25 protein-coding genes, 1 tRNA gene and 1 pseudogene are annotated in these 25,741 nt (G+C 71.1%); 19 read left to right on the top strand and 8 right to left on the bottom strand.

What is annotated here, in order from left to right:
* Positions 1 to 6 precede the first annotated feature (6 nt).
* From MM440_RS00135 to MM440_RS00125, 3 genes are read left to right on the top strand one after another with little or no spacing between them, the layout of a single operon-like run.
* Positions 7 to 1,047, top strand: a complete 1,041-nt coding sequence (locus tag MM440_RS00135; protein WP_241441192.1) for an NAD-dependent epimerase/dehydratase family protein — start codon at positions 7 to 9, stop codon at positions 1,045 to 1,047.
* Positions 1,047 to 1,643, top strand: coding sequence for a dTDP-4-dehydrorhamnose 3,5-epimerase (gene rfbC, locus MM440_RS00130; RefSeq protein WP_241441191.1), 597 nt, complete (start codon positions 1,047 to 1,049; stop codon positions 1,641 to 1,643). Before MM440_RS00135 ends, rfbC begins: the two co-directional genes overlap by 1 nt.
* On the top strand, positions 1,640 to 2,920 hold the full coding sequence (locus MM440_RS00125; RefSeq protein WP_241441190.1) for an NAD(P)H-dependent oxidoreductase: 1,281 nt from the start codon (positions 1,640 to 1,642) through the stop codon (positions 2,918 to 2,920). Before rfbC ends, MM440_RS00125 begins: the two co-directional genes overlap by 4 nt.
* 31 nt (positions 2,921 to 2,951) lie before the next feature.
* On the opposite strand, the gene MM440_RS00120 is transcribed toward MM440_RS00125, so the two are convergent.
* From MM440_RS00120 to MM440_RS00110, 3 genes are all read right to left on the bottom strand, one after another.
* Positions 2,952 to 3,563 (bottom strand): hypothetical protein, encoded by a 612-nt coding sequence (locus MM440_RS00120; protein ID WP_241441189.1) that lies wholly within the window; start codon positions 3,561 to 3,563, stop codon positions 2,952 to 2,954.
* 59 nt (positions 3,564 to 3,622) lie between these two features.
* A complete protein-coding gene (locus MM440_RS00115) occupies positions 3,623 to 4,210 on the bottom strand; it encodes a DinB family protein (RefSeq protein WP_241441188.1) in 588 nt (195 codons plus the stop codon).
* A gap of 72 nt (positions 4,211 to 4,282) precedes the next feature.
* Positions 4,283 to 4,840 (bottom strand): DinB family protein, encoded by a 558-nt coding sequence (locus tag MM440_RS00110; protein ID WP_241441187.1) that lies wholly within the window; start codon positions 4,838 to 4,840, stop codon positions 4,283 to 4,285.
* Positions 4,841 to 5,017: 177 nt separating this feature from the next.
* On the opposite strand from MM440_RS00110, the gene MM440_RS00105 reads away from it, so the two are divergent.
* From MM440_RS00105 to MM440_RS00075, 7 genes are read left to right on the top strand one after another with little or no spacing between them, the layout of a single operon-like run.
* Positions 5,018 to 7,858 (top strand): Na+/H+ antiporter subunit A, encoded by a 2,841-nt coding sequence (locus MM440_RS00105; RefSeq protein WP_241441186.1) that lies wholly within the window; start codon positions 5,018 to 5,020, stop codon positions 7,856 to 7,858.
* Positions 7,855 to 8,319: a Na(+)/H(+) antiporter subunit C gene (locus MM440_RS00100; RefSeq protein ID WP_241441185.1), complete on the top strand. Its 465-nt coding sequence runs from the start codon at positions 7,855 to 7,857 to the stop codon at positions 8,317 to 8,319. Before MM440_RS00105 ends, MM440_RS00100 begins: the two co-directional genes overlap by 4 nt.
* Before the next feature lie 2 nt (positions 8,320 to 8,321).
* Positions 8,322 to 9,869: a Na+/H+ antiporter subunit D gene (locus tag MM440_RS00095; RefSeq protein WP_241441184.1), complete on the top strand. Its 1,548-nt coding sequence runs from the start codon at positions 8,322 to 8,324 to the stop codon at positions 9,867 to 9,869.
* Positions 9,866 to 10,387 carry a Na+/H+ antiporter subunit E gene (locus MM440_RS00090; RefSeq protein WP_241441183.1) on the top strand — a complete coding sequence of 174 codons (522 nt, stop codon included), beginning with the start codon at positions 9,866 to 9,868 and terminating at the stop codon, positions 10,385 to 10,387. Before MM440_RS00095 ends, MM440_RS00090 begins: the two co-directional genes overlap by 4 nt.
* Positions 10,384 to 10,737: an MrpF/PhaF family protein gene (locus MM440_RS00085; RefSeq protein ID WP_241441182.1), complete on the top strand. Its 354-nt coding sequence runs from the start codon at positions 10,384 to 10,386 to the stop codon at positions 10,735 to 10,737. Before MM440_RS00090 ends, MM440_RS00085 begins: the two co-directional genes overlap by 4 nt.
* A complete protein-coding gene (gene mnhG, locus MM440_RS00080) occupies positions 10,734 to 11,093 on the top strand; it encodes a monovalent cation/H(+) antiporter subunit G (RefSeq protein WP_241441181.1) in 360 nt (119 codons plus the stop codon). The genes MM440_RS00085 and mnhG overlap by 4 nt, the downstream gene beginning before the upstream one ends.
* 31 nt (positions 11,094 to 11,124) lie before the next feature.
* A complete protein-coding gene (locus MM440_RS00075) occupies positions 11,125 to 12,120 on the top strand; it encodes a helix-turn-helix transcriptional regulator (RefSeq protein ID WP_241441180.1) in 996 nt (331 codons plus the stop codon).
* Here MM440_RS00075 and MM440_RS00070 read toward each other — a convergent pair.
* Entirely contained in the window at positions 12,104 to 12,370 is a 267-nt protein-coding gene (locus MM440_RS00070) for a hypothetical protein (RefSeq protein WP_241441179.1), read from the bottom strand. The genes MM440_RS00075 and MM440_RS00070 overlap by 17 nt on opposite strands.
* Positions 12,371 to 12,428: 58 nt before the next feature.
* Between MM440_RS00070 and MM440_RS00065 the strand changes: the two genes are divergently transcribed.
* From MM440_RS00065 to MM440_RS00055, 3 genes are all read left to right on the top strand, one after another.
* Positions 12,429 to 13,337 (top strand): hypothetical protein, encoded by a 909-nt coding sequence (locus MM440_RS00065; RefSeq protein WP_241441178.1) that lies wholly within the window; start codon positions 12,429 to 12,431, stop codon positions 13,335 to 13,337.
* A gap of 60 nt (positions 13,338 to 13,397) precedes the next feature.
* Positions 13,398 to 13,471 (top strand) — tRNA-Lys (locus MM440_RS00060).
* 31 nt (positions 13,472 to 13,502) lie between these two features.
* Positions 13,503 to 14,249, top strand: coding sequence for a DUF72 domain-containing protein (locus MM440_RS00055; RefSeq protein ID WP_241441177.1), 747 nt, complete (start codon positions 13,503 to 13,505; stop codon positions 14,247 to 14,249).
* Positions 14,250 to 14,276: 27 nt separating this feature from the next.
* On the opposite strand, the gene MM440_RS00050 is transcribed toward MM440_RS00055, so the two are convergent.
* Complete coding sequence (locus MM440_RS00050) at positions 14,277 to 14,567, bottom strand: hypothetical protein (RefSeq protein WP_241441176.1); 291 nt, start codon at positions 14,565 to 14,567, stop codon at positions 14,277 to 14,279.
* A gap of 19 nt (positions 14,568 to 14,586) precedes the next feature.
* Positions 14,587 to 14,898 (bottom strand): annotated as a pseudogene (locus MM440_RS17510) (maleylpyruvate isomerase family mycothiol-dependent enzyme); the annotation flags it as partial.
* Between the two features lie 138 nt (positions 14,899 to 15,036).
* On the opposite strand from MM440_RS17510, the gene ilvA reads away from it, so the two are divergent.
* A complete protein-coding gene (gene ilvA, locus MM440_RS00040) occupies positions 15,037 to 16,290 on the top strand; it encodes a threonine ammonia-lyase IlvA (RefSeq protein ID WP_241441693.1) in 1,254 nt (417 codons plus the stop codon).
* Between the two features lie 37 nt (positions 16,291 to 16,327).
* On the top strand, positions 16,328 to 16,495 hold the full coding sequence (locus MM440_RS00035) for a hypothetical protein (RefSeq protein ID WP_241441174.1): 168 nt from the start codon (positions 16,328 to 16,330) through the stop codon (positions 16,493 to 16,495).
* Here MM440_RS00035 and MM440_RS00030 read toward each other — a convergent pair.
* Positions 16,492 to 17,472 (bottom strand): L-lactate dehydrogenase, encoded by a 981-nt coding sequence (locus tag MM440_RS00030; protein WP_241441173.1) that lies wholly within the window; start codon positions 17,470 to 17,472, stop codon positions 16,492 to 16,494. The genes MM440_RS00035 and MM440_RS00030 overlap by 4 nt on opposite strands.
* Before the next feature lie 148 nt (positions 17,473 to 17,620).
* Here MM440_RS00030 and MM440_RS00025 point away from each other — a divergent pair, with 148 nt between their 5' ends.
* The 4 genes from MM440_RS00025 (at position 17,621) to MM440_RS00010 (ending at position 25,220) form a co-directional block, all read left to right on the top strand.
* A complete protein-coding gene (locus MM440_RS00025) occupies positions 17,621 to 20,269 on the top strand; it encodes a DEAD/DEAH box helicase (RefSeq protein ID WP_241441172.1) in 2,649 nt (882 codons plus the stop codon).
* A 156-nt stretch (positions 20,270 to 20,425) separates the two neighbouring features.
* Positions 20,426 to 22,816, top strand: coding sequence for a malto-oligosyltrehalose synthase (gene treY / locus MM440_RS00020; RefSeq protein WP_241441171.1), 2,391 nt, complete (start codon positions 20,426 to 20,428; stop codon positions 22,814 to 22,816).
* Positions 22,813 to 24,561 (top strand): malto-oligosyltrehalose trehalohydrolase, encoded by a 1,749-nt coding sequence (gene treZ / locus MM440_RS00015; protein ID WP_241441170.1) that lies wholly within the window; start codon positions 22,813 to 22,815, stop codon positions 24,559 to 24,561. The genes treY and treZ overlap by 4 nt, the downstream gene beginning before the upstream one ends.
* Entirely contained in the window at positions 24,558 to 25,220 is a 663-nt protein-coding gene (locus MM440_RS00010) for a hypothetical protein (RefSeq protein ID WP_338155581.1), read from the top strand. The genes treZ and MM440_RS00010 overlap by 4 nt, the downstream gene beginning before the upstream one ends.
* Before the next feature lie 187 nt (positions 25,221 to 25,407).
* On the opposite strand, the gene MM440_RS00005 is transcribed toward MM440_RS00010, so the two are convergent.
* Positions 25,408 to 25,656: a hypothetical protein gene (locus MM440_RS00005; protein WP_241441169.1), complete on the bottom strand. Its 249-nt coding sequence runs from the start codon at positions 25,654 to 25,656 to the stop codon at positions 25,408 to 25,410.
* Positions 25,657 to 25,741: the final 85 nt, after the last annotated feature.

The following is a 25,741-nucleotide window of genomic DNA, read 5'->3' as shown; positions in this document are numbered from 1 at the left end:
TTTGTCGTGAAGGTACTCGTCACCGGCACCGAGGGCTACCTCGGCTGTCTCGTCGCCGCCGACCTGCTCCGTGAGGGCCACGAGGTCACTGGCGTGGACACCGGCTTCTACGTCAACGGCAACCTCTACGACGGCCTCGACCGCACCCCGCTGACGCTGCGCAAGGACATCCGCCAGCTCACCCTCGAGGACGTCCAGGGCCACGACGCCATCGTGCACATGGCCGAGCTGTCCAACGACCCGCTGGGCGCGCTCATCCCGACCGTCACCTACGACGTCAACCACAAGGGCTCCGTAGCCCTCGCCGAGCTCGCCAAGAAGGCCGGCGTCGAGCGCTTCGTCTACATGTCGAGCTGCTCGGTCTACGGTGTCGCCGACGGCGTCGTCGACGAGCAGTCGCAGGTCAATCCGCAGACCGCCTACGCCGAGTGCAAGGCCATGGTCGAGCGGGACGTCCTGCCGATGGGCGACGACAGCTTCAGCCCCACCTTCATGCGCAACGCGACCGCCTACGGCGCCTCGCCGCGCATGCGCTTCGACATCGTGCTCAACAACCTGTCCGGCCTGGCCTGGACGACCAAGAAGATCGCGATGACCTCCGACGGCACCCCGTGGCGCCCGCTGGTGCACGCGCTCGACATCTCCAAGTCGATCCGCTGCGCCATCACCGCCCCGCGCGAGGCCGTGCACGGTCAGATCTTCAACGTCGGCAAGACCGAGCACAACTGGCGGGTCCGCGAGATCGCCGAGATCGTCGGCAGCGTCTTCCCGGGCTGCGAGGTCACCTTCGGCACCGACGGTGGCGACAACCGGTCCTACAAGGTCAACTTCGACAAGATCGCGACCCAGCTGCCCGGCTACGCGAGCGAGTGGGACGCCGAGCGCGGTGCCAAGCAGCTGCTCGACGTGTTCTCGGCCATCGACATGGACGACGCGACCTTCACCGGCCGCGGCCACACCCGCCTCAAGCAGCTCGAGCACCTGATGAACACCAAGCAGCTCGACAACCAGATGTTCTGGATCAAGGGCCCGGAGGACTTCCGCTGATGCAGTTCCGCACCTATGACATCGAGGGCCCCGCCCTGATCGACCTCAAGCTCCTGCAGGACGAGCGCGGCTTCTTCGCCCGGACGTTCTGCACCGAGGAGTTCGAGGCGGCTGGTCTCAACCCGGCCGTGATCCAGTGCAACATGTCCTACAACTACAAGGCAGGCACGATCCGCGGCCTGCACCAGCAGATCGACCCGGCCCCGGAGGCCAAGCTGGTGCGCTGCATCCGCGGCGCGATCCTCGACGTGATCGTCGACCTGCGCCCGGACAGCCCGACCTACCTGCAGCACGTCAAGGCCGAGCTCACCGCCGACAACCGGCAGGCGCTCTACGTGCCGGAGTACTTCGCGCACGGCTACCTGACGCTGACCGACGACGCCGAGGTCACCTACCAGGTGTCCCACGCCTACACGCCCAACACCGAGCGCGGATTCCGTTACGACGACCCGGCTTTCGGGATCGACTGGGGTCGCTCGATCGAGGTCATCAGCGACAAGGACGCGGCCTGGCCGCTGTTTGCCGACCGCGACGACGTCGAGAAGCCCGCCACCGTCCCGGCCCCGCGCCAGGCTCAGCTGAAGGAGGACCAGTGATCCTCGTCGACACCGCGCTCGCGCAGCGCGAGCAGGAGGGCAACCCCATCCGGGTAGCCCTCGTCGGAGCCGGCTTCATGGGTCGCGGCTTCGTCAACCAGGTCACCAACTCGGTGCCCGGCATGGTCGTCGCCGCCATCTGCAACCGCACCGAGGCCAACGCCCGGCGCGCGTTCGACGAGGCCGGCGTCGAGGGCTACCAGAGCGTCACCTCGGCCGCCGAGCTCGACGCGCTGATCAAGGACGGCAAGGCCGGCATCACCGACGACTACAAGGTCGTCTGCGAGGCCGAGGGCATCGACGCGATCGTCGAGGCCACCGGTGCGGTCGAGTACGGCGCGCACGTCGTGACCTTCGCCGCGGACCACAAGAAGCACTGCATCCTGCTCAACGCCGAGGTCGACGGCACCGTCGGCACCGTGCTGAAGCGGCGCGGCGAGGCCAACGGTGTCGTCGTGACGGGCTGCGACGGCGACCAGCCGGGCGTCCAGATGAACCTCTACCGGTTCGTGCGGTCCATCGGGCTCACCCCGCTGGTCATGGGCAACATCAAGGGCCTGCAGGACGAGTACCGCAACCCCACCACGCAGGAGGGGTTCGCCAAGCAGTGGGGTCAGGACCCCTACATGGTCACCTCGTTCGCCGACGGCACGAAGGTCTCCTTCGAGCAGGCGCTCGTGGCCAACGCCACGGGCATGACCGTGGAGAAGCGCGGCCTCAAGGGCGCGGACCACCGCGACCACATCGACACGGCCACCGGGCTCTACGACATCGAGATGCTCAAGGAGAAGGGCGGTGTCGTCGACTACGTCGTCGGGGCCACCCCGGGGCCGGGCGTCTACTGCTTCGCCACGCACGACGACCCCAAGCAGCAGCACTACCTCAAGCTCTACAAGCTGGGGGAGGGGCCGCTCTACTCGTTCTACACGCCCTACCACCTGTGCCACTTCGAGGTGCCGCTGACCGTGGCCCGCGCGGTGCTGTTCGGCGACTACGCCATCACCCCGCTCGGCAAGCCGACCGTCGAGGTCATCACCGTCGCCAAGCGCGACCTCGAGGCGGGCCACACGCTGGACGGCCTGGGTGGCTACGACACCTACGGCCAGTGCGACGCGGCGGACGTCGTCGCCGAGGAGGACCTGCTCCCGATGGGCGTCGCCGAGGGCTGCGTCCTCAAGCGGGCCGTCAAGAAGGACGAGGTCCTCACCTACGCCGACGTCGAGCTGCCGCAGGGTCGACTGATCGACGAGCTCCGCAAGGAGCAGGCCGCCCTCTGACGAGTGGTCCGACCCGGTGTGGCCGAGGGGGTTAGGCGAGGAAGGTGCGCACCCGCTCGGCCACACCGGCGTCCAGGCCCTCGAGCGCGTGCTCGACGGACGGCTCCTTGACCCAGGTGGCGTCCTCGATCTCCGACGCGATCACCTCGTGCGAGTCGAAGTAGAAGTGCGCCTCCGCCCGCTCCTCGACGTAGAGCGTGACCGCACCGAGCTCGCGCCGCGAGCCGTCCGGCAGCGTCACCTCGCGCGGGTTGTCGACCGAGAAGTGGGCGGGGCGCGGGGCGTTGTCGGGGTGGGCGTCGTCGAGGAGGTGGAACTCCGCCTCGGTGCCGCACCCCGCGAGCATCGCGTCGAGCAGCAGGTAGGTCGCCGACGCGGGCAGCGTGTCCGCGGGGATGGTGAGGTGCTGCCCGTCCACGAGCAGCCGCTCGGACGACTCGCGCTCGGCCGCGTGCACCTCGTCGCGCCCGATGAACTCCAGGTGCGACCAGTGGTGCACGTCCCCGTCGTGCTCGACCGTCGCGACGTTGTCGACGACCGGCTCGAGGCACACGAGGGTGCGCAGCTGGGTCGGTGTGCGGCGACGCACGACGGCGCCGACCTTGCGCCCACCCACATGCACGCTCTCCCACGTGGTCTCCATGGACTGGACGGTAACAACGCTGCCGCCCGCCGCGTCACGCTGCTCAGATCGCGGGCGGCTCAGGTCGTGGGCGGCGTCCAGGGCTGGACGAAGTCGTTGCCCGGCAGTCCGCGCGCGGCGAGGTGCAGCGCCGGCCCGGTGGCGCCGTCGATCTGCTCGCGGATGATGTCGGCGTGGCCGGCGTGCCGGGCGAGCTCCTCGACGTGGTGCACGAGCGAGTAGCGCCGGGCCACCTCCATCGGCTCCAGCACCCCGTCCCACGGGGCCGGCCCGACCAGGACCACCTCGTCCGGGTCGGCGCTGCGCACCTCGGCGAGGTACGCCGCGCGGGTCGTGTCGAAGGCCTCCAGCGCGCCGTGCAGGCTCTCGTCGTCGGTCAGCGCGAAGCTGCCGTAGAACTGAGCCGCCAGCTGCTCCCAGGCCGGAGAGTCGGTGCCGTGCGTGGACGCCCGGCGCTCGCCGAGGACGCCGTCCATCACGAACGTCGCGTGCTTGATCAGGCCGCCGATGCTGAGCGCGCTGCGGCACGGGCGCGACCGGGCCTGCTCCTCGGTCAGCCCGTGGGCCGACTCGCGCAGGGCGTCCAGCTGGACCTCGAGGTAGGCCACGAGGCCGTCGATCTCGTTGTCGATGCGTGGGTAGTACACGGTGGTTCTCCCGTCCTGGAGTGGGTGGATCTCAGTGGGTGGATCTCAGTGGGGGATCTCAGTGGGTGGATCTCAGCGGTGGGCGTAGAGGTCGCGCAGCAGCGCGATCTCGGCGCCGTGGTGGATGACCTCGCGATGGATGTGCGTGATGAGTGCGGCCAGCGGGTAGTCGGCAAAGGGCCCTTCCCCAGGGCCGCAGGGGCGCAGCCAGTCCTGCGGGGAGAGGGCGTCGACGCCGGCCGTCCACTGGGCGTAGAACCGGTCCAGCTCGGCGAGTGCGCCCGCGGCCGTGCCGGGGTAGTCGTAACTGAAGTAGTCGACCGACTCGCCGCCGAAATGGGTGGCGAGCCGCGCACCGAGGACGCCGACCAGCACGTGGCCGAGCCGCCACGCGATCGTGGTGACCGGTGCGGGCACCGGCTCGGGCATCGCGAAGTCGATGGTGAAGTTGCCCGAGCCACCGACGATCGGCGCCTCGGAGGTGCCTCTGGGGCACACGTTCCACGCGCCGGGTGCCGGCTCCCAGAAGTACTCGTCGTCGGTGAGGCCGTCGAGGCGCGGCCGCAGCTGGTGGGTCCAGTGCCAGGTGAGCTGGTCACGGATCGCGGTGGTGATCGGTGTGGTGTCCATGGCTCCACCCTCCCGATCCGTCAGGACAGGATCTGTCCGCAGCGGTCGACCGGTCCACATGGTTGCCCGATCCGGGCGGGGAGGTCGCGCTGACCTAGGGTGGAGGCAGGGCACCCGTCGCCCACCCGTCCACGACCCCGGCTTCGCCACGAGCCGCCTGCCCGTTCGAGGAGAGCCGTGCTGATCCAAGTCGTCCTGCACCTGACGGTGGCGGCGTGCGCTCCGCTGCTCGTCCGCTGGTGGGGAAGGCGAGCGTTCTGGGTGCTGGCGCTGCCGTCGCTCGGCACGGTGGTCTGGGCGCTCGCCCAGACGCCCGCCGTCGTCGACGGTCGCGGACCCTCCGAGATGATCCGGTGGGCCCCCGAGATCGGCCTCGAGCTCGGCTTCCGGCTGGACACGCTGGCCTGGCTGATGACGCTGGTCGTCGCCGGCATCGGGGTCCTGGTCCTGCTCTACTGCGCCGACTACTTCGAGGACGACGAGCCCGACCTCGGCCGCTTCTCGGCCCACCTGACGGCGTTCGCCGGCGCCATGGTCGGGCTCGTGACCAGCGACAACCTGCTCCTGCTCTACCTGTTCTGGGAGCTGACGACGGTCCTGTCCTACCTGCTCATCGGGCACGTCAACCAGGACGAGAAGAGCCGCTCCGCGGCGACCCAGGCCCTGGTCGTCACGACCGCGGGTGGCCTGGCGATGCTCTGCGGCCTGGTCATCCTGGCCAACGCTGCCGGCAGCTACGAGCTGAGCACCATCCTCGCGCACCCGCCGAGCGGCACCGTGGTGAGCTGGGCGGTCTTCCTGATCCTGCTCGGCGCCATCAGCAAGTCCGCGCTGGTGCCGATCCACTTCTGGCTGCCCGGGGCCATGGCCGCGCCGACGCCGGTCAGCGCCTACCTGCACGCAGCTGCCATGGTCAAGGCCGGCATCTACCTCGTGGCTCGGTTCGCGCCGGGCTTCGCCGAGGCGCCGCCGTGGCGCCCGACCATCTTGATCCTCGGCGCGCTCACGATGCTCGTCGGCGGCTATCGCGCCCTGCGCCAGCACGACCTCAAGCTGCTCCTGGCCTTCGGCACCGTGAGCCAGCTCGGCTTCCTGATGATCCTCGTCGGTGCCGGCACCCGCGAGGCCGCGCTCGCCGGCGTCACCATGCTGGTCGCGCACGCCCTGTTCAAGTCCGGCCTGTTCCTCACCGTCGGGTCGATCGACCACGCGACCGGCACCCGGGACCTGCGCAAGCTCTCCGGGTTGCGCCGCTCGACGCCGCTGCTGTTCTGGTCGGCCGTGCTGTGCGGGGCGTCGATGGCGGGGGTGCCGCCGCTGCTCGGCTTCGTCGGCAAGGAGGCGGCCTACACCTCGCTGCTCTACGCCGACGCCGCGTGGGGCGTGCCGCTCTTCGTCGTCGTGATGCTGGGGTCGATCCTCACCTTCGCCTACACCGCGCGCTTCCTCTGGGGCGCCTTCGGCACCATCCCCGGCAAGGAGCCCACCTCCGTCCACCCGCTGCACCCGCTGGCGGTAGCGGTGCCTGTCACGCTGGCCGCCGCGAGCCTCGTCGCCGCGCCGCTGTCCGGTCTCGGGGAGCCCTACCTCGACGGTTATGTAGACCTCTGGCCCGCCGGGTCGCACCCCGCCCACCTCGGCCTGTGGCACGGGCTCAACCTGGTCCTGCTGCTGTCGCTGGTCACGCTCGCGCTCGGCGCGGTCCTGTTCGCCTGGCGCAGCCGGGTCGCCCACCTGCAGCAGGCCATGCCGGAGCCGCCGTCGGCGATCTCTGCCTACCGCCTCTTCATGCGCGGGCTGGACCGGCTCTCGCTCGAGGTCACCGGTGGGGTCCAGCGCGGCTCGCTGCCGCTCACCCTCGGGCTGATCCTGCTCGTGCTCATCGTGCTGCCGGGCGGGTCGATCCTGCTGGGCGGGAGCATGCCCGCATCGGTGCGCGCGTTCGACAACCCGGCCCAGCTGGGCGTCGCCGTGCTGGCCACGGTGGCGGCCGTCGCGGCGGTCCGGTCCCGGCGACGGATGCGCGGCGTCATCCTCGTCGGCGTCACGGGCTACGCCGCTGCCGTGCTCTTCCTGGTGCACGGCGCCCCCGACCTCGCGCTCACCCAGACCCTGGTCGAGACCCTCAGCCTCGTGGTCTTCGTGCTGGTCCTGCGCCGGCTGTCCGGCCGGTTCGACGAGAACCGCGACATCCGCCACCGGACGATCCGGGTGACCCTCGGCGTGTTGACCGGGGCCGTGGTCACGGGTGCCACGGTCGTCGCGGCCGGTGCCCGGACGCAGCTGCCGGCGTCGGTCGGCTGGCCCAAGACCGCCTACGACTACGGCGGCGGCGGCAACATCGTCAACGTCGCCCTCGTCGACATCCGCGCCTGGGACACCATGGGCGAGATCTCGGTCGTCCTGGTCGCGGCCACGGGCGTGGCCAGCCTGGTCTACCTCTCGTCCGAACGGCTCTCGGCCACCCGCGCCCGGGTGCGTGACACCCGCTCACGGCGCGGCGAGCAGGCGGCCGACACGACCGGAGGCTGGCTGCCCGAGGGTGACAACGCCCCCCGCGAGCTGCGCTCGCTGCTGCTCGAGATCGTCACCCGGGTGATCTTCCACGCGATCATGGTGTGGTCGCTCTTCCTGCTCTTCGTCGGCCACAACCAGCCCGGCGGCGGCTTCGCGGCCGGCATCGTGGCCGGGCTCGCGCTCACCGTGCGCTACCTCGCGGGCGGCGCCGGCGAGCTGCGCGCGGCGCTGCCGGTCATGCCCGGTCTGCTGCTCGGCAGCGGCCTGTTCCTCTCGGCCGGCTTCGGCGTCGTGTCGATGCTCGCCGGCGGCGACGTGCTGCAGACCTGGGACTACGACCTGCACCTCCCGCTCATCGGCGAGCTCCACCTGGTCACGTCGGTCTTCTTCGACATCGGCGTCTACCTCGTCGTCATCGGACTGGTCCTCGACATCCTGCGCAGCCTCGGCAGCGGCCTGGACGCCCAGATCAACCGCGCGCACGAGGAGGTGAACCGGTGACCGTCAACCTCACCCTCGCGGCGCTCGCCGGCGTCCTGGTCGGCTGCGGCGTGGTGCTGCTGGTCTCCCGCAGCCTGGTCCGCGCCCTGCTCGGCGTGCTGCTGATGAGCAACGGCGTCAACGTCGCCTTCCTCGTCGTCTCCGGCGACCCCGGTAGAGCGCCCCTGGTCACCAAGGAGACCGCGGACACCGCCGTGATCGGCGCCGGCGGCATCAGCGACCCGCTGCCCCAGGCCATGGTGCTGACGGCCATCGTCATCACGCTGGCTGTCACGGCGTTCGCCCTGGCGCTGGCGCACCGCTCCTGGCAGGTGTCGACGAGCGACATCGTCACCGACGACACCGAGGACACCCGCATCGGTGACCTGGCCGCCAAGAACGACCTCGCCGACAGCGACTACGGCGACCTCGAGGATCCGTACGCCCTGTCCGACGAGCCCGACCCGGAGGGAGGGAGGTGACCATGTCCATCGAGAGCCTCGTGCCGCTGCCCGTGATCCTGCCCCTGGTCGGGGCGGGCCTCACCGTCGTCGCCAGCGGCCACACCCAGCTCCAGCGCCTCATCACCACCGTCGTGCTCGGCACCAGCGTGGCCGTCTCCGGAGCCCTGCTGTGGGCCACCGAGACGCACCGGGCGCTCGTCGTCCACGTCGGCGGGTGGGCGCCCACCGAGGGCATCTCGCTGGTCGTCGACCGGCTGTCGGCGCTGATGCTGCTCATCTCCAGCGTCGTGACGTTCGCCGTCATGCTCTACTCGATCGGGCAGGGGCGCCGCTCGGACGACCACGGGGACGGCGAGTCCCCGCTGCCGATCTTCCACCCGACGATGCTCGTGCTCGCCGCGGGCGTGTCCACGACCTTCGTCTCCGGCGACCTGTTCCACCTCTACGTCGGCTTCGAGATGCTGCTGTTCTCGAGCTTCGTCCTGCTGACCCTCGGGGGCACGACCGACCGGGTCCGGGCCGGCGCCAACTACGTCGTGGTCAACCTGCTCTCGTCGTTGATCTTCCTGCTCGCGATCGCCCTGGTCTACGGCGCGACCGGAACGGTCAACCTGGCCGAGCTCGCCGGCCGTCTCGACGAGCTCAGCGACCCGGTCCGACTCACCCTGCAGCTGCTGCTGCTGCTCGGCTTCTGCATCAAGGCCGCGGTCTTCCCGATGTCGGGCTGGCTGCCCGACTCCTACCCCATGGCACCGGCCTCCGTCACGGCGGTGTTCGCCGGGCTGCTCACCAAGGTCGGGGTCTACGCGATCATTCGCACGCAGACCCTGCTCTTCCCCGACGGGCGGCTCGACACCCTGCTCATGTGGGCCGCGCTGCTCACCATGCTCGTCGGCATCCTCGGCGCCGTCGCGCAGGACGACATCAAACGACTGCTGTCCTTCACCCTCGTCTCGCACATCGGCTACCTGATCTTCGGCATCGCCGTCGGCAACCAGCACGGACTGGCATCGGCCATCTTCTACACCGCCCACCACATCACCATCCAGACCTCGCTGTTCCTCGTCGTCGGGCTGGTCGAGGTCAAGGCCGGCTCCACCCAGCTGAGCAAGCTCGGCGGGCTCGCGACCACCGCGCCCGGGCTGGCCCTGCTGTTCTTCATCCCCGCCATGAACCTCGCCGGCATCCCGCCGTTCTCGGGCTTCCTCGGCAAGGTCGGTCTGATCCAGGCCGGTGCGCAGGCCGGGGGCTGGCTCGACTACGTGCTGATCGCCGGGTCGGTCGTCACCAGCCTGCTCACGCTCTACGCCGTGAGCCGGGTGTGGTCGCGGGCGTTCTGGCGGGCCGCGCCGGTGGAGGAGGGCTCGTCGGCCACCCCCGGCACCGTGGGGCGGCTGCACCCGCTGGCCCGTGGGATGGTCCTGCCGACCGCCGCGCTGGTGATCTTCAGCGTCTCGCTGACCTTCGCCGCCGGCCCGCTGTTCTCGTTCACCCAGCACGCTGCGGCCCAGCTGAACGACCGCGCGGGCTACGTCACCGCCGTCTTCCCGGACGGGATGAGCCGATGATCCGCCAGCGGGTCCGCCCGCTCCCGCTCGCCGGCCTGACCCTGATCTGGATCATGCTCTGGGGCACCCCGACCTGGAGCAACCTGGTCTTCGGCCTCGTCCTCGGGTTCATCGTGCTGCTGCTCTTCCCGCTCCCGCACCGGGTGGCGTCGGTGCGCGTGCACCCGCTGGCGCTGCTACGGCTGATCGGTCACTTCCTCGTCGACCTGTTCGTCGCCAGCTGGGTCGTGGCCTGGATGGCGATGCGTCCGCGGGGGATCGGCCGCGGCGCCATCATGGACGTCCAGCTGAGCCTCGACGACGACCTGCGCCGCGCCATCGTCGCCGAGATGACCTCGCTCGTGCCGGGCACGGTCGTCCTCGACCTGGACCCGTTCACGAGCATCATCACCGTGCACGTGGTGGACACGACCGACCCCGTCGAGCTCGAGCGCGAGCGCGGCAAGATCCTCGCTCTCGAGCGCCGGGTGGCCCGAGCCATCGACATCGTGCGACCGGCAGGAAGCAGCGTGTCATGACCCTGGTCTACGTCCTGATCGCGCTGCTGCTGTTCGCCGCCGGAGCGTGCACGCTCGTGCGCATCATCCGCGGCCCGACCGTCCTCAACCGGGCGCTCGGCAACGACGTCCTGGTGTCGATCATCATCTGTGTCCTCGGCGTCGAGGCCGCCGTCTTCCAGCACACGACCACCGTCCCGATCCTGCTCTCGCTGTCGCTGGTCGGGTTCGTCGGCTCGGTGTCGATCGCCTGGTTCGTCGCGAAGGACGTGGACGACGAGCGCGACCGCGCGACCGACGGGGACGCCGACACCGTGGGTGAGCTGGTCGTCCAGGACGACGACCCCGAGCGTGAAGGGGGTCGGCCATGAGCTGGACCACCGTGGCCGACTGGGCGTCGGCTCTGTTCCTGCTCGGTGGCGCGATCCTCTGCCTCGCCGCCTCGCTCGGTCTGCTGCGCTTCCCCGAGCTGATCTCCCGGATGCACGCGGCGACCAAGCCGCAGACGCTGGGCGTGCTCTTCGTCCTGCTCGGCGTCGAGCTGCGGCTGCGCTCGCTGAGCACCGTGCCGATGCTGCTGCTCGTGGCCGCGTTCCAGCTGATGACCTCGCCGCTGTCGTCGCACATGATGGCCCGCTCGGCGCTGCGGATCGGCCAGACCGACTCCATCGGCCGGTGGGAGCCCGGGGACGCGCAGGTGCGACCGCCCGAGGCCGATCAGGACTGATCCTGTCCGCCATCCCTGGCACCCTGGGGTCATGGCCGAGACGATCCGGCGCATCCTGCGTCTGCTGGACCTGCTCCAGTCGCGTCCGGTGTGGTCCGGTCCTGAGCTGGCCGGGCGGCTCGGGGTCACCGACCGCACCATCCGCCGCGACGTCGAGCGGCTGCGTGAGCTCGGCTACCTGGTCGAAGGGGAGCACGGGTCCGCGGGTGGCTACCGGCTGCGCGCCGGCCGTGAGCTGCCGCCGCTGCTGCTCGATGACGAGGAGGCCATCGCCATCGCGGTGAGCCTGCGTGGCGCGGCGACCAGTCCGGTGAGCGGGGTGGGGGAGGCCGCTCTACGAGCCCTGGCCAAGCTCGACACCGTGTTCCCACCCCGGCTGCGGGCGCAGGTTGCCGCCGTGCAGGAGGTGACGACTGCGGTGCCGCGGGCCGTCACGGAGGTGGGGCCCGAGGTGCTCGTGGAGGTGGCCCGGGCGGCCCGCGGGCGTGTGCAGCTGCGGTTCGACTACACGACCCGAGCGGGCGCGGTCTCGGGTCGGCGGGTGGAGCCCTACCGGATCGTCACCACCGGGTTGCGCTGGTATCTCATGGCGTTCGACCTCGAGCGCGAGGACTGGCGGACCTTCCGGCTCGACCGGATCGCGTCCGTCCACGTCACGACCTTCCGGTTCACCCCCCGCCCTGCGCCCGACGCCGCCGAGTTCGTGCAGCAGGCCATCACCCGGTCGGGCTACCGGCACCAGGTCGAGGTGGCCATCGGCGCTCCGGTCGACGACGTCCGGGCCCGCATCCCGGCCAACGTCGGGACGGTGGAGCCCGCTCCCGCGCCGGTTGTCGGTGATGGGCGCAGCGAGGCAGCGCTGGTGCGCGTCGGTGGCGACGACCTCGACGGCGTGGCCTGGCACCTGGCCGGGATCGCGTTGTCGCTCGACGCGACGCTGACCGTGCTCTCGCCGCCCGAGCTGGACCAGGCGCTGGCCCGCCTCGGGCGTGCCGTGCTCGGCTTCTCGGTCAGCGGCCGCGCGTAGACCGTTGCGCGCGCTGGCGGGCGCCGCTCACCACGACCTCGGCCCCGACGCTCAGCAGGACGCCGACCACGGCGAGGGCGATCCCGACCGGGGTGCTCACGATCCCGCCGAGCAGCAGCAGCCCCGCCCCCGCGGTGAGCAGGCCGGCGACGACGGTGACCCAGAGCGCCCGGGTGCGCCACGGCCGGCCCGCCAGGCCACGCACGACGTCGATCATCCCGATCAGCACGAGCACGAATCCGGGGGCCACGACGGGAGCCTAACGAAGTCTCCCCTGGTCTTCTCAGCCGCAAGGGCTAGCCTGAAGCATGGACTGGGCCGTGACGATCGTGGGACTGGCGGTGGGCGCCGGGATGGGACTGCGTCTGCTGCGTGATCGCGCGTGCACCGATCGGGCGTCCGGACCGGTGGCAGCGCCCCGTCGGGCACCCTCCCCCTCGACCTCCTCGTCCCCCGAGACGGTTGTCGGCTCCCTCGTCGCCGGCCCTCGGCTGAGCGAGCTGCCCGACGACGTGCGCCGCATGCTCGGCACGCTCGCCGCGCGGGCCGACCAGGCGCGACCGCACCTCACCGACGACGACCGGCTCGCGCTGCACACCATCACCTCCGTAGAGCTCCCCGCGCTCGTCGACGCCTGGCTGGCCGACCCGCCCACCGCGCGGGACGAGAACCTGCCGCTGCTGCGGCATGCCGTCGAGGCCGCGGCGACGAGGGTTGCCCGCCTGCACCAGTTCGCCGAGCGATCCGCGAGCACGCCGACCCGGCACGCAGCCCGCGTGCTGATCGACAAGTACGCCGAGCCGGCGCACCCGCTCAACCTCGACCCGGTGACGCTGGTCGAGCCTGGCGCGGGCGACACCGCCCTGGCCACCCGCCCCCGCACCACCCGGCGCCGGCCACGCACCGAGCCGCAGGTGGTGCCGTGCATCACCGGCGAAGTCCGTTATGTGGCAACAGGACTCGTCGTCGACCAGGTCGAGCCGGGGGCTCGGGTGCATTTCGTCCAGCCGCGCGCGCGGATCCGCCGGGCCAGCGGGGCGTGCATCAAGCGAGTGGTCTCTGGCGCGGTCATCGAGGAGCTGACCGACTGCTTCGTCGATCACGTCGAGGCGGGTGCGGTCATCGAGCGGGCGCGCGGCTGCACCTTCGGCTACCTCGAGCCCGGCGCCAAGGTGCTGCACCTCACCGACTGCACCGTGGTCCGCGCCCTTCCCTGAGCACGGGCCGGCGCCGGTCAGGACGTAGCATGGGGCCTTGCCTCGGTCAGCCGGGGCGGCGGGCCTCTAGCTCAGCTGGTTAGAGCAGCGGACTTTTAATCCGCGGGTCGTGGGTTCGAGCCCCACGGGGCCTACTGACCTGTCCGCAGGGACACGGGAGGCGCTTTGACTGACGAGACCGCAGATCCGGGGATCCTCGTCGGCACGTCGGGGTGGGCCTACGACCACTGGATCGGGGTGCTCTACCCGCCGGAACTGCCGAAGCGACGGTGGCTGGAGCGGTACGTCCAGGAGTTCGGCACCGTAGAGCTCAACGCCAGCTACTACCGCTGGCCCCGGCAGGCGACCTTCGGCTCGTGGGAGCGGCGGCTGCCGCCCGGGTTCGAGCTGGCGGTCAAGGCGTCCCGCGGGCTGACCCACGCGCGGCGGCTCTACGCCCCCGAGAAGTGGGCCGACATCTTCGCCCGGGACCTCGCGCGGCTGGGGGACCGGCGCGGGCCGCTGCTGCTGCAGCTGCCGCCGACCCTGGAGCGGGACGACGCCCGGCTGGACTACGCGCTGGGGGCGATCCCGTCCTGGATCCGGGTGGCGGTCGAGCTGCGGCACGAGTCCTGGCTCCACGACGACGTCTTCGCGCTGCTGGAGCGGCACGGGGCGGCCTACGTGATCATGAGCGGGGCGCACCTGCCGTGCGTGCTGCGCGCGACCACGGACGTCGTCTACGTGCGGATGCACGGGCCCAGCCACGACCACCTCTACGCCGGCAGCTACTCCGAGGACGACCTGCGCTGGTGGGCCGACCGGTGTCGCGAGTGGCAGGGGCAGGGGCGACGCGTCTACGTCTACTTCAACAACGACGGGCACGGGTTCGCCGTGCACAACGCCCGTCGCCTGCGCGACCTGACGCGTTAGGCCGGCGTTGGGTCGGCGGTAGGCCGGCTACGGGCGCGCGCCGAGCACGGCCACGCCGTCGCCCTGCAGGTCGGCGAGGCCGGCCCGACGGCCTGTCATCGCCAGCAGCATGGCGAGCATCGGCCCGGCGACCAGCGGCCGACCGACCTCGCCGAACGCGTAGGGGTCGTCGGTCGCCGCAAGGTGCAGCCCGGCGATCCGCCGCTTGGTGCCGAGGATCAGGTTCGACCCCTGGTAGAACTCGGCGACCTCGCGGACCGCCTTCGAAGGGTAGGTGTGTGTGCTCGATGCCGAGCGGTCGTCGGATGTCCTCGGCATGGACGATCGTCTCGCCGAGCCAGGACAGGGCGGGTCCGGGTGGGGCCGTCGTCGCGTCGACCAGCGACCGGAACCGCTCGAGCGTCTCGGCGGGGGAGGCGCCGCGGTAGGTCTCGATGTCGTGGCGCGCCATCTTCTCGAAGTGGAAGCCGTGCCGAGCGAGCGAGCCGAAGAACCGGACCGGGGTCATGGCGGCCGTCGACGCCATGTGGGCGAGGACGTCACGCACGGTCCAGCCCTCGCAGAGCGACGGGGTCTCCCACTGCTCGTCGGTGAGCTGGGCGAGATCGTCGGCCAGGGCGGCGCGCTCGGCCGCGATCGTGGACCACATCGGTGTGCTCTCGGTTGCCATGGAGATCTCCTGAGACAGGGCGGGTGCGGGTCGCGCACGCCGCCAGTCTAGGGGCGGGTAGACCGTGAGCAAGGGGTGTTCTTAGCGGGAGATACTGGGTCGGTGAGCTCTACCCCGATGACCACCGACACCTTGACCGCGGCCGACGTCGAGGCGGCAGCCGAGCGACTCGCCGGGGTCGTGGACCAGACCCCGCTGCAGCTCAACGCCCGCCTCAGTGCGCTCTCCGGCGCCCGGGTCTACCTCAAGCGCGAGGACCTGCAGCCGGTCCGTTCGTTCAAGCTGCGCGGCGCCTACAACCTCATCTCGCAGCTCTCCGACTCCGAGCGCGCGGCCGGTGTCGTCTGCGCGAGCGCCGGGAACCACGGCCAGGGCGTGGCGTACGCCTGTCACGCGCTCGGGATCCGCGGTCAGATCTTCGTGCCGAGCACCACCCCTCGGCAGAAGCGCGACCGCATGCTCGCGCTCGGTGGTGACATGGTCGACCTCGTCGTCGTGGGGGACACCTACGACGATGCCGCCACGGCCGCCGCCGCGCGGGTGGCGGCGACCGGCGCCACGCTCGTCCCCGCGTTCGACGACCTGCGCACCATGGCGGGTCAGGGGACGCTCGCGATCGAGGTCGTCGAGCAGCTGGGCCACGCTCCTGATGTGCTCGTCGTCGGGGTCGGTGGTGGTGGGCTGCTGGCTGGCTGCGTCTCCTGGCTCGGTGAGCGGCACCCCGGGACGCGCGTCGTCGGGGTGGAGCCGGCCGGTGCCGCGTGTCTCGGTGCGGCCCTCGCCGCCGGCGAGCTCGTAGACCTCCCCGAGATCGACACGTTCGTCGACGGTGCCGCTGTGCGCCGGGCTGGCGCGCACACCTACCCGATCGTGAAAGAGTCTGGGGCAGAGCTGATCTCGGTCCCCGAGGGCCGGATCTGCTCGGAGATGCTCGCGCTCTATCAGGTCGACGGGGTCATCGCCGAGCCAGCGGGCGCCCTGGCGTCGTCGGCGCTGGGCCGGTTCGTCCACGTGCAGCCCGGCCAGGACGTCGTCGTCGTGGTCAGCGGCGGCAACAACGACGTGTCGCGCTACTCCGAGATCGTCGAGCGGGCACTCGTCTACGAAGGCCGCAAGCACTACTTCCTGGTCAACTTCCCGCAGGAGCCCGGGGCGCTGCGGCGCTTCCTCGACGAGGTGCTCGGACCCGACGACGACATCACGTTGTTCGAGTACGTCAAGCGCTCCAACCGCGAGACGGGTCCGGCGCTCGTCGGCGTGGAGCTCGGCGACCCGGGCGAGCTGGACGCGCTGCTCGACCGGATGGCGCACAGCCCGATGGGGGTCGAGAAGGTCGAGGCCGACAGCCCGTTCTACCGGTTCCTGGTGTGAGGCAACGGGTTTCGGTGCAGCACGCAAGGAGCATCTGATGGGCGCCGGACCGATCCTCGCGATCGTGCTGTTCGTGGCGGCATGGGGCATCGCCGTGTGGGGGTTCTACGCCCGCAAGCTCAGCCCCGCGTGGGCCATCGCCGCGATCGTGGCGGGCATCGCCCTGCTCTACGTCAGCGCGCTGGTCTTCGCCTTGACCTACTAGCGCTCACTACCAGCGCCGACCTGCTCGGCGTCCTCGGCCCAGAACGGGTCCTGGACCTCCTTCAGCGTCGCGACGCTGCGGTCGAACGCCGCCTGCTCCTCCTCGTCGAGGTCCAGCTCGACGATGCCGCGGACGCCACGCCGCCCGATGGACGTCGGCACGCCGATGTAGAGCCCCTCGTGGCCGTACTGCCCCTCGAGCAGCGCCGACACGGGCAGCGTGACCTTCTGGTTGGACAGGACCGCGCGGGTGATCCGGGCGAGCGCCATGCCGATGCCGTAGCTCGTGGAGCCCTTGGCCTCGATGATCTCGTAGGCTGCGTCCCGGGTCTTGCGGAAGATCTCGTCGAGCTCTTGACGCAGCTCGGGGTGGGCCGCGACGCGCTTGGCGATCGAGCGGCCGGCGACAGATGCGGCGCTCCAGACGGGCAGCTCGGAGTCGCCGTGCTCGCCGATGATGGTCGCGTGCACGTTGGTCGTGGCGACCTCGAAGAACTGGCCGAGGTGGAAGCGCAGCCGGGCCGTGTCGAGCGTCGTGCCCGAGCCGATGACCTGGCTCGACGGCAGCCCCGAGTAGCGCCAGGTCGCGTAGGACAGGATGTCGACCGGGTTCGTCGCGACCAGGAAGATGCCGTCGAAGCCCGATGCCATCACCTGGTCGACGATGTCCTTGAAGATCTTCATGTTCGTCCCGACCATGTCCAGCCGGGTCTGTCCGGGGCGCTGGGCGACACCCGCGCAGATCACCACCATCGCCGCGTCGCGGCAGTCGTCGTAGTCCCCGAAGCTCACCGACACCGGCTCCGGCGCCCACGCCTCGCAGTGGTTGAGGTCGAGCACGTCGGCCCGGGACTTGGTGACGTTGAGGTCGATCAGCACCAGCTCGTCACAGCTGCCCTGGTTGACGACGGCGTAGGCGTAGGCGACCCCGACGGCTCCCGATCCGATCAGGACGACCTTGTTCTCGACGTACTTCATGGCGGCTCCCTGCACGATGACGTGGACGTTGACGTAGACGTGGACCTGGCCTGCGGCACCAGCCTAGGGGAGGGGCAGACGCACGTCTCCTGCGGGGGCGCCCTTGGCAGCAGTAGGCACCGGCGCAGTAGGGGACAATGGCAGCGCCATGTCTCTTGCTGACCTCCTGCCCGCCTCTGCCGCCCGCCGCACCACTCGCCCCGCCGGTGACGCCGGTGCCCACGCCGACGCCGCTGGCAACACAGACGGCGCCTTCGACGCGGACGAGGCCTACCTCGCGTTCACCGGATGGGCCGAGGAGCGGGGGCTGACCCTCTATCCCCACCAGGACGAGGCGCTGCTCGAGCTCGCATCGGGGGCCAACGTCATCCTCGCCACCCCGACCGGGTCGGGGAAGTCGTTGGTGGCCGCGGGCGCGCACTTCCTCGCGCTCTCGCAGGGGATGCGCACGTTCTACACCGCGCCGATCAAGGCCCTGGTGTCGGAGAAGTTCTTCGCGCTGTGCGACCAGTTCGGCGCCGAGAACGTCGGCATGCTGACCGGGGACGCGGCGGTCAACAGCACCGCACCGATCATCTGCTGCACCGCAGAGGTGCTGGCCAACATCGCCCTGCGCGAGGGCGCCACCGCCGACATCGGTCAGGTGGTGATGGACGAGTTCCACTTCTACTCCGAGCCGGGGCGCGGGTGGGCATGGCAGGTGCCGATCCTCACCCTGCCGCAGGCTCAGTTCCTGCTGATGTCGGCGACGCTCGGTGACACCACCTTCTTCGAGCAGGACCTCACCCGGCGCACCGGGCGTGACACCGCTGTCATCGACGACGCGGAGCGACCGGTCCCGCTCGCCTACACGTGGGCGCTCACCCCGCTGCAGGAGACCATCGAGGACCTGCTCGTGGCCAAGGAGGCGCCGATCTACGTCGTGCACTTCACCCAGGCGGCGGCGCTCGAGCGCGCGCAGGCGCTGACCTCGATCAACGTCGCGACCCGCGAGGAGCGCGACCGGATCGCCGCCGAGATCAAGGGTTTTCGCTTCTCCAAGGGCTTCGGCGCGACCCTCAACCGACTGGTCCGGCACGGCATCGGCGTCCACCACGCCGGCATGCTCCCGAAGTACCGCAGACTCGTCGAGACCCTCGCCCAGCAGGGCCTGCTCAAGGTCATCTGCGGCACCGACACCCTCGGCGTCGGCATCAACGTGCCCATCCGCACGGTCGTGCTCACCGGGCTCGCGAAGTTCGACGGCTCCCGCCAGCGCCTGCTCAAGGTCCGCGAGTTCCACCAGATCGCCGGGCGCGCGGGCCGAGCGGGCTTCGACACCAGCGGATCCGTGGTCGTGCAGGCCCCCGACCACATCGTCGAGAACCACCGCCTCGTGCTCAAGGCCGGTGACGACCCCAAGAAGCAGAAGCGGATTCAGCGCAAGAAGGCCCCCGAGGGCCAGGTGACCTGGACCGAGCAGCAGTTCGAGCGCCTCGTCGGCTCGCCGCCCGAGACCCTGACCTCCCGGATGTCGATCAACCACGCCACGGTGCTCAACGTCATCCAGCAGCCGGGCGACCCCATCTGGACGCTGCGGCGCCTGCTGACTGACAACCACGAGGACGCGCGCACGCAGGCGCGGCTGCAGCGCCGCGCCATCGAGATCCTGCGGAGCCTGCTGGATGCCGGTGTGGTGGAACGACTTCCGGTGCCCGACGAGCTCGGTCGCACCCTCCGCGTCACCCAGGACCTGCAGCGCGGCTTCGCGCTCAACCAGCCGCTCTCCGCGTTCGCGCTCGCGGCCATCGAGCTGCTCGACCCCGAGAGCCCCACCTACGCTCTCGACGTCGTCTCGGTCATCGAGGCGACCCTCGACGACCCCCGCGGTGTCCTGCTCGCCCAGCAGTTCAAGGCGCGCGGCGAGGCCGTCGCCGAGATGAAGATGGACGGCATCGACTACGACGAGCGGATGGAGCTGCTCGAGGACGTGTCCTGGCCAAAACCGTTGGAGGAGCTGCTGGTCGGCGCGCTCGATGTCTACCGACAGAGCCACCCGTGGGTCCACGAGGACGACCTGTCGCCCAAGTCCGTGGTGCGGGACCTCTACGAGCGCGCGATGAACTTCGGTGACTACGTGCGCTTCTACAACCTCGCGCGCGGCGAGGGGCTGGTGCTGCGCTACCTCACAGACGCCTACCGCTCGCTGCGCCAGACCGTCCCCACGACGCACCGCACCGAGGAGCTCGCCGACCTCATCGAGTGGCTGGGCGAGCTGGTGCGGCAGACGGACTCGAGCCTGCTCGAGGAGTGGGAGGCGCTCGCGCACGAGACCGACCACGACGGACCCGTAGACCTCGCCGTGCTCGCCGCGCCGCCCTCACCGCGTCGACTGTCGGCCAACGCACGCGCGCTGCGAGTCATGGTGCGCACCGCCATGTTTCGCAAGGTCGAGCTGCTCGCCCTGGGCCGCTGGGGCGAGCTCGCCGAGCTCGACGCGGCGGCGGCGTCCCTCTCGCAGCAGGCCCGCGCCGATCTCGACCTCGAGCCGTCGGAGGCCGAGCCGCTCGACGAGGCGCTGTGGCAGGAGGCGGGCGAGGAGTACTTCGACGAGTACGACTCGGTCGGGACCGGCCCGTCGGCCCGTGGGCCAGCGATGCTCGTCATCGAGACCGAGAGCGACCGCTGGCTCGTCGACCAGATCCTCGAGGACCCCGAGGGCGACCACGACTGGCGCCTCAAGGCCGAGGTCGACCTGGTCGCGACGGACGAGGCCGGCGAGCTGGTGCTGCTGACCACGGACCTGGCCCAGGCCTGAGCCGCCACCGGACCGCGCCTCCGAGTCGCTTGACGACGGCGACGTTTCACTCCTCGCGTGCCCCTTTGAGACAATGGACTCTCGCACGTGGCAGTCCCCGGACCAGCCAGCCCCCGGACCAGCCCCCCCGGACCAGCCCTCACGAGCAGGAGCCTCATGCCCGTCACCGCGACCTACCGGTTGCAGATGCACCACGAGTTCACCTTCGCCGACGCCGCCCGGCGCGTGCCCTACCTCGCGGCGCTCGGGGTCTCGCACCTCTACCTGTCGCCGATCCTCAAGGCCGTGCCCGGCTCCCAGCACGGCTACGACGTGGTCGACCACAACGAGATCAACCCCGAGCTGGGCGGCCGTGCGGGCTTCGAGGCGCTGGCCTCGGTGGCCCACGAGCACGGCCTCGGCATCGTCGTCGACGTGGTCCCCAACCACATGGCGCTGGTGGCCCCCGAGAGCGCCAACCGGCCGCTCTGGGCGGTGCTCAAGGAGGGCCGGGACGCCCCGACCGCGCACTGGTTCGACATCGACTGGAAGTCCGGTGGCGGCCGCATCGGCCTGCCGATCCTCGGCGACACGCTGGTCGAGACCCTGCAGGCCGGCGAGATCACGTTCGACGAGCTGGCCGACGGTGAGCCCGTGCTGCGCTACCACGAGCACGTCTTCCCGATCGCGGTGGGCACCGAGGCGCCCACCGTCGAGGCCGTCCTCGCCCGCCAGCACTACCAGCTGGCGTCCTGGCGGCAGAAGGAGTCGATGCTCAACTACCGCCGCTTCTTCGACGTCGACGGGCTGATCGCCGTGCGGGTCGAGGAGGACGACGTCTTCGACGCGACCCACGCGCTGCTGCTCGAGCTCAACCACGCCGGCCTGATCGACGGCTTCCGCATCGACCACCCCGACGGCCTCGCCGACCCGGTGGGCTACCTGCAGCAGCTGCGCGCCAGCTCGCGCGAGGGCACCATCATCTGGGTCGAGAAGATCCTCGAGGGCCACGAGCGGCTGCCCAACGACTGGGCCTGCGACGGCACGACCGGCTACGACGCGATGAACGCCATCCAGACCGCGCTGGTCGACCCGGCGGCCGAGCCCGAGCTCACCGCGCAGTGGGAGGCCTCCGGTGGCCGCATCGACGTCGAGCGCTCCGTCACCCTCGCGAAGCGTCAGGTCGTCGAGGAGCTCCTCCAGCCCGAGGTAGAGCGACTGGTCCGGCGGGCGCGCGAGGCCCTCCCCACGCTGGACCCGGCCCGGCTGCAGGCTGCCGTCGTCGAGCTCCTCGTCGCGGGGGAGGTCTACCGCGCCTATGTCCAGCCCGAGCAGCGCCTGTCGCCGCTCGCCCGTCGCCGGCTGCGCGACGCCTACGAGGGCGCGGTTGCCGCACGGCCCGACCTCGAGCCCGAGCTGGCGCGGCTGATCGAGCTGGCCACGGCGGAGGACGCCGACCTCAGTGCCATCGACTTCGCCGTGCGCCTGCAGCAGACCTGGGGTCCGGTGATGGCCAAGGGCATCGAGGACACCACGTTCTACCGCTGGCACCGGCTGATCGCGCTCAACGAGGTCGGTGGCGACCCGGGTGCGCTCGAGCACGCCTCTGCCGCAGCGCTGCACGACTGGGCGCTGCACCAGCGGCGCTACTGGCCGCAGGGCATGACGACGCTGTCGACCCACGACACCAAGCGGTCCGAGGACACCCGCGCGTTCCTGCTCGCGATCGCCGGCGACCCGGCGACGTGGAAGGAGCTGAGCATGCGCTTCCGGCTCGCCGCGTCGCAGCTCGGCATCGACAAGCCGACCGCCCACCTGATCTGGCAGACCATCGCCGGCGCTGGCCTGCTCGAGAAGGAGCGGCTCAACGAGTACCTCCTCAAGGCGATCCGCGAGGCCAAGCAGCACACCGCGTGGGTCGACGGTGACCCCGACTACGAGCAGTCGGTGCTCGACTTCGCCGACAAGGCGCTCGAGTCCGGCGATCGGCACGAGGCGCTCGTGCAGGCGTGGGACACCCATCGCGAGGCGATCCGCGCGACCGTCCTCGGCGCAAAGCTGTTGCAGCTCACCGCTCCTGGCGTGCCCGACAACTATCAGGGCTGCGAGACGCTCAACCAGACGCTGGTCGACCCGGACAACCGGCAGCCGGTCGACTACGACGACCTGGCCACCCGGCTGGAGGCCATCGACGCGGGCGACCCGGTCACCGACCTTTCGGACGAGAAGCTGCTGGTCACCTCGGCCGCGATGCGCCTGCGGCGCGAGCGTCCGCACGCGTTCGGCGTCGCGGGGCTCTACGTCCCGCTGACGTCCAGCAGCGAGCACGCGCTCGGCTTCCTGCGGGCCGGTCAGGTGGCGACCATCGTGACCCGGGCTCCGCACCGGCTCGAGGCGTCCGGCGGCTGGAAGGACTCCGACGTGGTGCTGCTGCCGACCGGCACGTGGCGAGATCGCCTGACCAACAAGCAGATCCAGGTGCCGCCGACGGGTGAGGTGCCCGTCCGCGACCTGCTCGACCAGCGGCCGGTGGCGCTGCTGGCCCGTGACGGATGGGGCAAGGAATGACCGACTACGCGCTCTGGGCGCCGCACAAGCAGTCCGTCGACGTGGTGGTGGGCGACACCCGCCACCCCCTGACGAAGGGGCCGGACGGCTGGTGGCGCGGTGACGTCGACACCGACCCGCAGGCTCCCTACGCCTTCAGCCTCGACAACGGCGACCCGCGGCCCGACCCGCGCGGCCTGCGCCTCGTCGACGGGGTGCACGGGCCGACGACGCCGTTCGACCTGACCGCCTTCGACTGGACCGACGGCGACTGGGCCGGCCGACCGCTGCGTGGCTCCGTGGTCTACGAGGTGCACGTGGGGACCTTCACCCCCGAGGGCACGCTCGACGCAGCGATCGGCAAGCTCGACTACCTGGCCGACCTCGGCGTGACGACGGTCGAGCTGATGCCGCTGAACTCCTTTCCGGGAGACCACAACTGGGGTTACGACGGTGTCGGTCTCTACGCCGTCGACGAGACCTACGGCGGCCCGGCGGGGCTGCAGCGCTTCGTCGACGCCGCGCACGGCAAGGGGCTCGCGGTGTGTCTCGACGTGGTCTACAACCACCTGGGGCCGGACGGCAACTACCTCGGCGAGATCGCGCCCTACTTCACCGAGCTGCACCACACGCCGTGGGGCGCGGCCGTCAACCTCGACGGACCCGACAGCGACGAGGTGCGTCGCTTCATCATCGACAACGCGCTGCTGTGGCTGCGCGACTTCCACCTCGACGCGCTGCGGCTGGACGCCGTGCACGCCCTCATCGACGAGCGGGCCGTCCCGATCCTCGAGGAGCTGGCCGCCGCCGTCGACCAGCTGAGCGAGCAGGTCGGGCGCCCGCTGGTGCTCATCGCCGAGGACGACCGCAACGACGTGACGACCACCTCGCCGCGCGGATCCGAAGGCACCGCAGGCGGACTCGGCATCGCCGGCCAGTGGACCGACGACATCCACCACGCGCTGCACGTCGCGCTGACGGGGGAGACCGACGGCTACTACGCCGACTTCGCCGAGCCGGGCGCTCTCGCCAAGGTCTTCACCAACGCCTTCTTCCACGACGGCACCTTCTCGACGTTCCGCGGGCGCGGCCACGGCCGACCGGTGGACCGCACCTCGATCGGCGGCCACCGGTTCGTCGCCTCCCTGCAGACGCACGACCAGATCGGCAACCGCCGCACCGGCGACCGCTTGTCGGCGACAGTCCCGCAGGGGCGGCTCGCCGCCGGTGCCGCGCTGCTGCTGACGTCGGCCTTCACCCCCATGCTGTTCATGGGGGAGGAGTGGGCCGCGACGACGCCCTGGCAGTTCTTCACCGACCACCTGGACCCCGCGCTCGCCGAGGCCATCCGCCGGGGCCGGGCCGCCGAGTTCGCCTCGCACGGCTGGGGACCCGACGAGGTCCCGGACCCGCAGCACCGCGGCACGCTCGAGGCGTCGCGCCTCAACTGGGCCGAGCTCGACCAGCCCGAGCACGCGCGGATGCACGACTGGTATCGGCGTCTGCTCGCCCTGCGTCGGGCAGAGCCCAGCCTGCAGGACGACGACCTGTCGGCCGTCGAGCTCGACTGGGACGACGACGCGCGCGTGGGCGTGCTGACCCGCGGCGCGCTGCGCACCGTCGTCTCGCTCGCCGACGGTGCTGCCACCGCGCAGGTGCCGGCCGGCGCCACTGTGGTCGAGCAGTGGGACGACTCCACCGTCGTAGACCCCTCTGGCACCGTCACGTTCACCGGTCCGGGCGCCGTCGTGGTGCGCCTCCCGTGAGCGGCTCCGAGGGCACCCCACCCGGCCGTCCGGTGCCTCGCCGCCCCGCGTTCTACTCGCCCGAGGCGATGGAGGCGCACGGCGGGGTGGTGCTCGACCCGGCCGTCCAGTCCGAGATCGCCCACGAGACCGCGCAGATCATCGTGCACGCGGGGCGGGCCGCGACCGACCCGGCCGTCACCGACCGTCTGGTCCGGCTGACCGACGACCTGGGGCTGTCCACGCTCGCCGACCTCTGGGCCCCGCTGCCGGCGCACTCGCTGCCCGGGGCCCTGTGGCGGCTCTACGCCCTGCGCGAGTGGGTGGTGCGCGACGCCGACGGCGCCTCGCGCGACTACGAGGCAGGGCACCGGCACGCCGACGTCCTGCACGCGATCACCGGCGTGGCCGAGCCGCCGGGGCCGATCGAGGTCAAGGAGCTGGCCGACGCCATCCTGCGCGGGGTCTTCTCCGGCGACCTGGACGTCGCACTCGCGCGTGCGGGGGCGTTCTGCCGCATCGTCGCCGCCGGCCGCGCGCACCGTGCCGACTGGTCAGGGGCGGCGTTCGACGACGACGAGGGCGAGGCCGCGTGGCTCAAGGCCGCCGGCAACATGCAGGTGCTCGGCCAGGACCTCGAGACCTGCGCGCGCCTGTGGCGGCGCGGAGACCTGATCTAGGGCGACGACCGCTTCGCTTCGGGAACATCCCCGGGCACGCTGCCGTTAAAATGATTCGTGCGCCGGGCCGCGGTAGCCCCGGGTCCCAAATTAAGCCGCTACGAGCGGCCACGTGCCGAGAGGCGCTCCCGGTCCGGCGCACCCACCAACCGCACTGCTACCAGCAGTGCGACGAGCACGTGCCCGCTCAGGCGATCTGGGGCTGCGCAGTCGGCCTGGCCGCGCCACCTGCGTCCTGCAGCCCGCTGTAGAGCTCGCGCAGCGCCACGTCATCGCCGCAGCCGGCCAGCGCGTGCAGCCGACCGTCCTGACGGGCGGTCTCGCGGGCCCGGCGACCCGGGCCGCGCCAGTGGCACTCGAGGCACATCGCGTGGGCAAAACGGTGGCCGTCATCAACACGCCAGGTCGGCTCGGCTCCAAGGTCTGGGGAGGTCATGGCCTTATGGTCGGGCCCCGCTGACCCCCCTGGCAAGACCTGCAGGCTGGGAGTCCCGTCACAGCGCCGCAGCAGCACGATCAGC

The organism is Arsenicicoccus piscis, from assembly GCF_022568835.1.
In the GTDB taxonomy this organism is placed as follows: domain Bacteria; phylum Actinomycetota; class Actinomycetes; order Actinomycetales; family Dermatophilaceae; genus Arsenicicoccus; species Arsenicicoccus piscis.
Note: the sequence above shows the minus strand (reverse complement) of the source record. Positions and strands in the feature narration are given on the sequence as shown.